The sequence below is a fragment of the Thermodesulfobacteriota bacterium genome, assembly GCA_040758155.1.
Classification (GTDB): Bacteria; Desulfobacterota; Deferrimicrobia; order Deferrimicrobiales; family Deferrimicrobiaceae; genus UBA2219.
Map to the genome: position 1 here is coordinate 1 of JBFLWB010000031.1, position 10,267 is coordinate 10,267.

9 protein-coding genes, 1 rRNA gene and 1 other RNA gene are annotated in these 10,267 nt (G+C 67.1%); all 11 read right to left on the bottom strand.

From position 1 onward, the window contains the following. A 16S ribosomal RNA gene (locus AB1346_01990) occupies positions 1-918 on the bottom strand; the annotation flags it as partial. Positions 919-1,194: 276 nt separating this feature from the next. After that, a complete protein-coding gene (gene tyrS, locus AB1346_01995) occupies positions 1,195-2,400 on the bottom strand; it encodes a tyrosine--tRNA ligase (GenBank protein MEW6719202.1) in 1,206 nt (401 codons plus the stop codon). Next, on the bottom strand, positions 2,376-3,200 hold the full coding sequence (locus AB1346_02000) for a TIGR00282 family metallophosphoesterase (GenBank protein MEW6719203.1): 825 nt from the start codon (positions 3,198-3,200) through the stop codon (positions 2,376-2,378). Before AB1346_02000 ends, tyrS begins: the two co-directional genes overlap by 25 nt. A gap of 24 nt (positions 3,201-3,224) precedes the next feature. Then, on the bottom strand, positions 3,225-4,796 hold the full coding sequence (rny, locus tag AB1346_02005; protein ID MEW6719204.1) for a ribonuclease Y: 1,572 nt from the start codon (positions 4,794-4,796) through the stop codon (positions 3,225-3,227). A 23-nt stretch (positions 4,797-4,819) separates the two neighbouring features. Further along, positions 4,820-5,425 (bottom strand): 5-formyltetrahydrofolate cyclo-ligase, encoded by a 606-nt coding sequence (locus AB1346_02010; GenBank protein ID MEW6719205.1) that lies wholly within the window; start codon positions 5,423-5,425, stop codon positions 4,820-4,822. A gap of 221 nt (positions 5,426-5,646) precedes the next feature. After that, a non-coding RNA gene (gene ssrS / locus AB1346_02015) (6S RNA) lies at positions 5,647-5,831 on the bottom strand. Positions 5,832-5,857: 26 nt separating this feature from the next. Then, positions 5,858-6,244, bottom strand: a complete 387-nt coding sequence (locus AB1346_02020) for a cell division protein ZapA (protein ID MEW6719206.1) — start codon at positions 6,242-6,244, stop codon at positions 5,858-5,860. 29 nt (positions 6,245-6,273) lie between these two features. Further along, a complete protein-coding gene (zapB, locus tag AB1346_02025) occupies positions 6,274-6,498 on the bottom strand; it encodes a cell division protein ZapB (GenBank protein ID MEW6719207.1) in 225 nt (74 codons plus the stop codon). An 83-nt stretch (positions 6,499-6,581) separates the two neighbouring features. Next, positions 6,582-8,195, bottom strand: a complete 1,614-nt coding sequence (locus AB1346_02030) for a Na/Pi cotransporter family protein (protein ID MEW6719208.1) — start codon at positions 8,193-8,195, stop codon at positions 6,582-6,584. Positions 8,196-8,211: 16 nt separating this feature from the next. Further along, complete coding sequence (ftsY, locus tag AB1346_02035; GenBank protein MEW6719209.1) at positions 8,212-9,147, bottom strand: signal recognition particle-docking protein FtsY; 936 nt, start codon at positions 9,145-9,147, stop codon at positions 8,212-8,214. Between the two features lie 4 nt (positions 9,148-9,151). Beyond that, on the bottom strand, positions 9,152-10,267 hold a 1,116-nt coding region (locus AB1346_02040; protein ID MEW6719210.1), incomplete at its 5' end, for an AAA family ATPase.

The following is a 10,267-nucleotide window of genomic DNA, read 5'->3' on the forward strand; positions in this document are numbered from 1 at the left end:
TTGCGGCCGTACTCCCCAGGCGGGGCACTTAATGCGTTAGCTTCGGCACGGGAGGAGTGGATACCCCCCACACCTAGTGCCCATCGTTTACAGCGTGGACTACCAGGGTATCTAATCCTGTTTGCTCCCCACGCTCTCGCGTCTCAGCGTCAGTATCGGTCCAGGAGGCCGCTTTCGCCACCGGTGTTCCTCCCAATATCTACGAATTTCACCTCTACACTGGGAATTCCGCCTCCCTCTCCCGTACTCAAGCAAGGCAGTTTCAGACGCACTTCCCCGGTTAAGCCGAGGGCTTTCACGTCTGACTTGCCAAGCCGCCTACACGCGCTTTACGCCCAGTAATTCCGAACAACGCTTGCACCCTCCGTATTACCGCGGCTGCTGGCACGGAGTTAGCCGGTGCTTCTTCCTACGGTACCGTCAGATTCCGCGGCTTGACCCCGCGGAACGTTCGTCCCGTCCGAAAGGGCTTTACGACCCGAAGGCCTTCTTCACCCACGCGGCGTTGCTGCGTCAGGGTTTCCCCCATTGCGCAATATTCCTCACTGCTGCCTCCCGTAGGAGTCTGGACCGTGTTCCAGTTCCAGTGTGGCTGATCATCCTCTCAGACCAGCTACCGATCGGAGCCTTGGTGAGCCGTTACCTCACCAACTAGCTAATCGGACGCGGGCCCATCCCCCGGTGACTACATCGGCGAACCGATGCAGCCTTTGGCCTCAAGGTCCGAAGACCTCGTGGTCTCATGCGGTATTAGCCACCCTTTCGAGTAGTTATCCCCCGCCGGAGGGTAGGTTACCCACGCGTTACTCACCCGTGCGCCGCTTTACTCAGGGGGTTGCCCCCCCTTTCTCGCTCGACTTGCATGTGTTAGGCACGCCGCCAGCGTTCGTTCTGAGCCAGGATCAAACTCTCCACTTATTTACGATAAGCGGGTAAACCTTTCGATCCGTACGCGCCTCGCATTCCCTGTTCAGTTTTCAAAGATCCGAACGCTTGCCGCCGCATTCAGGACATAGCGGCGGACTTATAACTTTACGAAACCGCGCTCGCCGTGTCAAGAGGTTTCAGCCGGAAGCCCCGAAGTTTATTCTCGTCCCGGGGGTGGCGTTCCTCAAACGGAAGCCAGTAATCTATCGAACCTCGTTCCCCGATGCAAGAAAAAAATGAGCTCCGTGCGAATTTTTTTCCGGTTGCCTAAAACGCCAGGACAACGAACTCCTTTTTCCCGATCTTGAGCCGGATTTCACCTTCTCTCGGGAGGACGGCGGCCGGGTCGGTCGCCCGTTCGCCGTTGATTTCGAGGCCTCCCTGCACGATTAGACGCCGCGCCGCGGACTTGGTTGCAAACGAGGGGGAGACGCATGACACGATCGTGGCGATGTCCGCTCCGTCGCCGATCGTTCTGCCGTCCACCCGCCGCGCGTCCTGCGGGAACTCCTTCGAGGAGAACCGCTTCCGGAACCCCTCCTCCGCCTCCTTCCCCGCCGCGGCGCCGTGGAAGCGCGCGACGATCTCGCGCGCGAGCGCCACCTTGGCGTCCATCGGGTGGCGGGAGCCGTCGGCCAGCCCGCTTTTAAGCGCCGCCAGCTCCGACACGCCGACGTCGGACAGCAGCTCGTAGTAGGACAACATGAGCTCGTCGGAGATGGACATCAGCTTGCCGAAGATCGTGTCCGGCGGCTCCGTGATGCCCACGTAGTTGCCGAGGCTCTTGCTCATCTTGTTCACGCCGTCCAGCCCCACCAGCAGCGGCGTGGTCATCACGACCTGCGGCTCCTGCCCGTACGCGCGCTGCAGGTCGCGACCCACGAGCAGGTTGAACTTCTGGTCCGTCCCTCCGAACTCGACGTCCGCCTTCAGCGCGACAGAATCGTACCCCTGCAGCAGCGGGTAGAGGAACTCGTGGATCGAGATCGGTCGCTCCTCGTCATACCGCTTGCGGAAGTCGTCCCGCTCGAGCATGCGGGCCACGGTCATCTGCGCGGTGATGCGCACCATGTCCTCCGCGCGCAGCGGGGAGAGCCACTCGGAGTTGAAGCGGACCTCGGTCCGGTCGGGATCGAGGATCTTGAAGATCTGCTCCTTGTAGGTGACCGCGTTCCGCTCCACGTCCTCGCGCGTGAGCGCCTTCCGCGTCTCCGACTTCCCCGACGGGTCGCCGATCATCCCCGTGAAATCGCCGATGAGGAAGACCACCTGGTGGCCCGCGTCCTGGAAGTGCTTCAGCTTCTGGATGAGGACGGTGTGCCCCAGATGCAGGTCCGGCGCCGTGGGATCGAATCCCGCCTTCACCCGCAGCGGGCGCCCTTTTTCGGCCGATGCGGCGACCTTCCGGGAGAGCTCCTCCCCCGTGATCACCTCCACCGTGCCGCGCGTCAACGATCGGAGAACGTCGCCCATGTCTCTTTGCTCCTCATCGCCGTCTCCGTCATGCGGAACGGCCGGATTCTCGTGCAGCTCCCCGTCGCGGGGTCGATGTCGAACAGCGCGCCGGAGGCCTCGGGCTCTCCCGCCCCGACCTCGAACCGGGTGGGAAGCTGGAGGAGGAAGCGCCGCAGCACCCCCTCCGGGTCCATGCCGATGACCGATCCGGCCGGCCCGCACATCCCCGCGTCGGTGATGTACCCGGTCCCCTTCGGGAGGACCGCGGCGTCGGCGGTCTGCACGTGAGTGTGCGTGCCGGCGATCGCGGAGACCCTGCCGTCGAGGTGATGAGCCATCGCCCTCTTCTCCGAGGTCGCCTCGGCATGGAAGTCGACGAGGACGCAAGGCGCGGACTTCCGGATCGCGGGGAGGGAGGCGTCCGCCCAGCGGAACGGGCAGTCGCAGTTTCCGAGGAACACCCTGCCGAGGAGGGAGACCACCGCGTAAGGCGTCCCGCTCCTCCCGTGGAAGACCCCCCACCCGCGCCCGTCCACCCCGGGAGGGTAGTTCGCGGGGCGCAGGATCCGCTCGTCGGACCGGACCAGATGCGCCCCTTCCTTCTTGTCCCACATGTGGTTCCCGCCGGTCAGAACGTCGACGCCGGCGTCGAACAGCTCGCGGACCGCCGACTCGGTCAGCCCCATCCCCGCGGCCGCGTTCTCGCCGTTCGCGACCGCCAGGTCGACGTCGACGTATCCCCGGACGCGGGAGAGGAACTCCGCGACCGCCTTGCGCCCGGGCTTGCCCACGACGTCGCCGAGGAACAGGATCCACATCCCGCCGGGACCTTCCTTCCGCCGCTACCGGGCGTAGTCCACCGCCCTCGTCTCCCGGATCACGGTGACGCGGATCTGGCCGGGATACGAGAGGTCGGACTCGACCTTCTTGGCGATGTCGCGGGCGAGGATGGTCGCCGCGTCGTCGCTGATCTTCTGGTTGTCGACGATGATGCGGACCTCCCGCCCCGCCTGGATGGCGTACGACTTCTCCACGCCGGCGAACGACTTCGCGATCCCCTCGAGCTCCTCCAGCCGCTTGAGATAGTTCGCCAGCATCTCCCGCCGCGCGCCGGGGCGCGCGCCCGAGAGGGCGTCCGCGGCCTGGACCAGGATCGGCAGGATGTCCTTGGGCGACTCGTCCTCGTGGTGCGCCGCGATGGAGTGGACCACCCGGGTGGACTCCCCGTACTTGCGCGCCAGGTCCGCGCCGATGAGGGCGTGCGGCCCTTCCACCTCGTGGTCGACCGCCTTCCCGATGTCGTGGAGCAGCCCCGCCCTCTTGGCGAGCTTCGCGTTGAGCCCCAGCTCGGACGCGATCATGCCGCACAGGAACGCGACCTCGAGGGAGTGGGTGTAGATGTTCTGGCCGTAGGAGGTGCGGTACTTCAGCTTCCCGACGAGCTTCACGAGCTCCGCGTGCACGCCGTGGATCCCCAGGTCGAACAGCGCCTGCTCTCCCGCTTCGCGGATCGTCTCGTCCACTTCCTTGGTGACCTTCTCGACCGTCTCCTCGATCCGCGCCGGGTGGATCCGCCCGTCCTGGACCAGGCGCGACAGGGCGATCCGCGCGACCTCCCTGCGCACCGGGTTGAAGCCGGACAGGATCACCGCCTCCGGGGTGTCGTCGATGATCACGTCGATGCCCGTAGCCGCCTCGAATGCGCGGATGTTGCGCCCCTCGCGGCCGATGATCCGCCCCTTCATCTCCTCCGACGGGAGCGGCACCGCCGTGACCACGTGCTCCGCGACGTAGTCGGCGGCGTACCGCTGCACGGCGACCGAGATCATCTTCCGCGCCTTCTGCGCCGCCTCCTCCTTGAACTCCTCGTCGATGGCCCGGATCTTCTTCCCGGCCTCCAGCTTCGCCTCGTTGGTCACCATCTCGACGATCTCGGCCTTGGCCTGCTCCGCGGTCAGGCCGGCGATCCGCTGCCGGTCGGCCTGGGCCTGGGCGATGCGCGCGTCGAGGTCGGACCGTCCCGCTTCGATCCTGCGTTCCTGCTCGGCGACCTCCCGCTCCTTCTTCGCGATCTCCGCGCCGCGCCCCTCGAGATGCTCGTTCTTCTTGTCGAGCAGGTCCTCCTTCTGGAGGAGGCGCTTCTCCACCTGGCTCAGCTCGTTCTTCCGGTCCCGCGTCTCCTGCTCGAAATCGAGCTTGACCTGGAGCATGTGGTCCTTGGCCTGGAGCGCGGCCTCCTTCAGGATGTTCTCGGCTTCCCTGCGGGCCGACTGGAGGAGCTCCTCCGCCTTCCCCGCCTCTACCCGCGCTTCCCTTTCCGCGATCCTCCGTTTCGACAGCAGCAGGACGACGTACGCCCCGAGCAGAACGACCGCCGCCGCCAGGACGGCGATGACCCATATTGCCGTATCCAAGTTTTCCCTCCTCGGTGGACCATCTATTTTTTCGGGGCGCCGGCCGCCGACGGGAACCGGATCACCCCTTCTTCCGTCGCCAAAGCGTGGACGGGAACGTCCCGTTCGTCCACGGGGACCTCCTCCACCACCTGTTCCGAGTACGCCAGCCCCACGCGGGGAACGTTGCCGGGCAGTCCCTCCAGGAACCGGTCGTAATACCCGAGACCTTGCCCGAGACGGCGCCCCGCTCGGTCGAATGCGACCCCCGGCACCACGACCAGGTCGAATCCGCCGGTCCGCGGAGGACGCTCCGGCCAATGGAGCGGCTCGGGGATCCCGTAGGGGCCTTCCACCCACCCGTCCCCGTCGCGGTGCGGGCGGAACTCGAGCTTTCCCTCCCCGGCGACGCAGGGGTAATACACCGTCGCGCCCGCGGCCATGCAGGCCTCCCGGATCCGGTCCGTTCCGATCTCCCCCCGGACGGCGTTGTAGATCGCCACCGCCATCCCCGCGCGCGGCGGGAATTCCCTCAGGAAATGTTCCTGGGCCCGTTCGCCGGCCTCAAGGGAGGATGCGGATCCCGCCCGGGCCCGGACGAGCTCCCGGCACGCCTGGCGGAGCATGGCCTTGCGCTCCATCACGGACATCTACGGCCTTTCCGGTGGAAATCCTGCAGGGAGGTTAAAACGCGGAATTCCTGCGCTCGCGCTGCGGGGGCGTCGTGCCTTCCGTCGCCGGAACAACCTTAATTATGCGAACTGCCGCCGCATCGAAAACAAATGAAACGTCGCAGCAACAACGGTTTCAACCGCCCGGATCTATATAAAGAGGCGGCACGCGCCGCCCCGGCAACCCCGACCTTCGGAAAAGCGCCCCTGCCTGTGCCGTGTCGGCCATTGAGTTGAACCTGGTTTTCACCAGGTGGGTTCCCTTGGTGTGGAAGCTTCAGGCTTCCCCGATGGGACCGGGGATGCTCACCGCCTCCAGGGAGGGATCCCTTTCTCTAACTGTTGGCTCAAACTCGCCGGCCGATCACGCTCACGGCAGGGGCCTGGAGCTTCCTCTGATTCCCCGCCGTGCTACTCCAACGCGTTCTCGAGCACCGCCAGGAGGTCCCGGTTCTTCCGGGCCACCTTTTCCTCGATCCCCTCCCGCTCCGTCCGGAGGGTTTCGATCTTTTCCCTCAAGGCCCGGACTTCCTCTTCGAGCCTCGCCGCCCGCTCCTCCAGGAGCCGGTTCTCCTTCCGGGTCTCCACCATCCGGTCGCCCGTCGTCAGGACATCGTCGGCCAGCTCCATGGCCGCCAGCATGACGATGTTAAGGTAGTTCGCCGTCCCCCCGGACTTCTGGATTTCCCGGACCCTCTCGTTCAATGTCTCCGCCAGACGCTCCATGTGCGCCGCCGACCGCTCCGTCTGGATCGTCAGCGCGTACCCGGCGATATTCACATCGAAACGGTTCGCCATTCCTTCTCGATTATTATACCTCCTGCCCCCTATAACTCAATGCTGTCCAGGCGGGACAGGATCTTCTCTACGCGGTCCTTCACTTCACCGCGCTCTTTCGTCAGATCGGAAAGCTTTCTGCCCAGCTCCTTCGCCTCCCCTTCCGCGCGCGAAAGCTCCGCCGCAAGGGCCGCCTTCTCCTTCTTCAGGGTGGCGACGACCTGGACCAGGTCGTTGATCTTCTTCTCGATCAGCGTGAACGATTCCTCGCCCATCCTCCCCGTCTCCTCCCGCTTCTGCAGATGATGGTTCAGGATACAACGTCCAACCTTCCGACTTCAATGGAACAAGAGGTCATTCATTCGCCTCCGCGGAGAACGGTCCGGGCGATGGCGGAACAGTGCGCGGCGATCCCCTTCCAGTTCGCGAGAATGTCCATGTGCGCCTCGCTGGTCTCCAGGGAGTCCGGCGTGGCCCGCTGCAGCCGCTGGATGTGGGCGATACGGAGCTCCCGCTCCCTCAGCCCGATCGCCTTCCGCCGCTCCATGACGAGGCGCGCCGCCGCGGGGTCGCGCGCGACGAAGGCGGAGACGGCCTCCCGGTACAGCGAGCCGACCTCGGACAGGTAGGCCTGGAGCTCCCGGCCGCCTTCCTCGGAGAACGACTGCCGCCGCTCGGAGAGGCGGCGGAGATGGTCGATCATCGTCCGGTCGACGAAATCGCCGATGTTCTTCAGGTCGGCGACGACGCCGATGTACTCCATCGACCGCTCGGTCTGCGCCGCGTCGAGGGAGCCCTGCCCGAGGTCCGCCAGGAATCCCTTGATCTCCCGCGACAGCGCGTCCACGTCGTCGTCGGCCTGCTCGATCCGTCCGATCCGCTCCGCGTTCCCCCGGCAGATGACCTCCACCGCGTCGTCGAGCATCTCCTGGATCATGTCCGCCATCCGCAGGATCTCCCGCGCCACCTGTCCCAGCGCCGCTCCCGCGACAGGCAGGTGCCGCCGGTCGAGATACACCGCCCTTCCCCGGGAGACGCTTCCCGCCGGGAGGGGGATCGCCCGCTCGATGAGGGACGCGGTCCGCCCCGCCAGCGGCAGGAACAGGACGGCGATGAACAGGTTGAATGCCGTGTGGGCGGATGCGACGAGGCGCGCGCCGCCGCCCATCAGGCCGGTAATCGCCGGCGGCGCGTGGACCAGGGGAACGAGGAGCAGCAGGGCGCCGGCGGCCTTGATCCCGAAATGCCCCCAGGCGATGCGCTTGCCCTCCGCGGCGAGCCCCGATGCGGCGACGAAGGCGACGGAGGTCCCGCCGACGTTTGCCCCCAGCACGAGCGGCAGGATGGCTCCCGTCCCGAGCAGCCCTTCGTGCGCGAACGCGATCAGGAGGACCATCACGGCGGTCCCGCTCTGCAGTGCGGCCGCCAGGAGGACTCCCGCGCCGAAGGCGGTGTAGGGGGCCGAGGAGAGCTCCGTCATCAGGATCCGTAGCCCCTCGATCCGGCCGACCTCCTCCGCGGCGCCGGCCAGGAACTTGAGCGAAAGCAGGACGAACCCGAAGCCGAGCAGCCCCTGCCCGACCGCGTGCGCCCGCGACTTTCCACCCCAAAGGAACAGCGCGACCCCGACGGACAGCACGGGGAAGGCGAGCTCGTGGATCCGGAAGGAAAGGAGCTGCACGGTCAGCGTCGCCCCGAAGTCCGCCCCGAGGATGATCACCAGCGACCGGGAGAGCGGCGGCATCGCGACCTGGCCGAAGGTGATGAACAGGGTGACGAAGGCGCCGGTGCTCTGGAGCACGGCGGCGGACGCGGCGCCGAGGAGGAAGGCGCGGGCCCTGCCGTCGCGCGCGGCGCTCCAGGCCCGGTCGATCGACGCGGAGAAGGCGAGCTCGAATCCCTGCGCGGCGAGGCGGATCCCGTAAAGCAGCAGGAAGACGCTCCCGACGATGTGGAGGAACAGCAGGTCCATCACCGGGGCGGGGGGGTCAGAAGAGCGCCTCCGCGAAGCTCCGCGCGTCGAAGGGGCGCAGATCTTCCGCCTTCTCCCCCACCCCGATGAATCGGATGGGCGCGGAAACCTCCCGCGTGACGGAGAGCACCACCCCGCCCTTCGCCGTGCCGTCGAGCTTCGTGAGGGCCAGTCCCGTGACGCCCGTGAACTCCTGGAACGTCTTCGCCTGCGCGATGGCGTTCCTTCCCCCGGTGGCGTCGAGCACGAGCAGCACCTCGTGGGGGGCCCCGGGGATCTCCTTTCCGACGACGCGGACGACCTTCCGGAGCTCCTCCATCAGGTGCGACTTCGTGTGGAGGCGCCCCGCCGTGTCGATGAGGACGGCGTGGGTCCCGCGCGCCTTTGCGGCGCGGACGGCGTCGAACGCGACCGCGGAGGAGTCGGCCCCTTCCTTGTGCCGGACGATCTCGGCCCCGGCCCGCTCCGCCCAGACCGCGAGCTGGTCGATCGCCGCCGCGCGGAAGGTGTCGGCCGCCGCGATGAGGACCGGGTGCCCCTCTCCGCGCAGCCAGCTCGCAACCTTGCCGATGGTGGTGGTCTTGCCCACCCCGTTGACGCCGACCACGAGGACGACGAAGGGGTACGGCGGGACGACGGCGAGCGGGGCCATGCGCGGGGCGAGCGTCTCCTCCACCATCTTCCGGAGCCGCGCGCGCAACGCCTCCACGTCGGGCAGCTCCCCGCGCCGCCACGCGGCGCGCAGCGATTCGACGTACTCGACGGAAAGGTCGGCCCCCGTGTCCGCGAGGATGAGCGCCTCCTCGAGCTCCGAAAGGACGTTCTCGTCGACGGGGCCGATGCCGCGGGCGATCGCCTCGACGTTCATGAACAGCAGCTCGCGGGTCTTCGACAGCCCCGCCTTCAGCCGGGAAAAGAAGGAGCCGCGCGGCTTTTCGCCGGACTCGCTCAAGGAATCATCCGGTCAGCTTGACGGAGACGGTCTTGGAGATGCCGGGCTTCTCCATCGTGATCCCGTACAGGACGTCGGCGAGCTCCATCGTCCGCTTATTGTGCGTGATCAGGAGGAACTGGTAGTTGGAAGACATCTCCCGGACCATTCCGTTGAACCGGTCGACGTTGGCGTCGTCGAGCGGGGCATCGACCTCGTCGAGCAGGCAGAACGGCGACGGCTTGACCAGGAAGATGGAGAAGATGAGGCTGATCGCGGTCAGGGCGCTCTCCCCGCCCGAAAGGCTGTGCAGCGGCAGCGCCTTCTTCCCGGGAAGCTGCACGAAGATCTCGACGCCGGATTCGAGGAGGTTCTCCTCCTCGAGGAGGCGGAGCTGCGCGCGCCCTCCCTGGAACAGGCGGGGGAACAGCTCCGCGAACTTCCCGTTGATCTCCTCGAACGCCCTGGCGAACCGCTCGCGCGTCGTCCGGTTGATCCGCTGGATCGCCTTGACCAGGTCGTCGAGCGACCGTTCAAGGTCCTCCTTCTGCGACGAAAGGAAGGCGTACCGTTCCGAGAGCTCCCCGTGCTCCTCGAGGGAAGCGAGGTTCACCTCGCCCATTGCCGTCATCCGCTCCCGGCAAGCCTCCGCGCGCGCCTCGAGCTCCCCGACCTCGGCGTCGGCCGCAGCCGGCTCCTCTCCGACGCTGACGGGGGGCAGGTCGGCGAGGCGGACTTCGTACCGCTGGTGGAGCAGGGCGTCGAGCGCCTGGATGTCCATCTCGATCCGCTGGAGCCGCAGCCGCTCGGAGGACTGGCGCTCCATCGCCTCCGACGCCTGCGCCCGGGCCCGCCGGAGCTCCTCCTCGGCCTCCGCCAGGCGGGAGGCGGCCGACGCCAGCTCCGCGACGCGCCCGTCGATCCGGTCCTGCATCTCGGACAGCCCGATCGCCGCCCGCTCGATCTCCTCCCGGCCGGCGGCCATCGAGGCGTCGAGGGCGACCAGCGCCTCCTCGTGCCCGGTCTTCCTCCGGCGGCGCTCCTCGACCAGGCGGCGCTTCCCCTCCGCCTGCTCGGCCAGCGAGGCCAGCAGCAGGGCCGCCGCGCGGTCCTTCTCCTCGAGCGCGTTGCGGGCGATCTC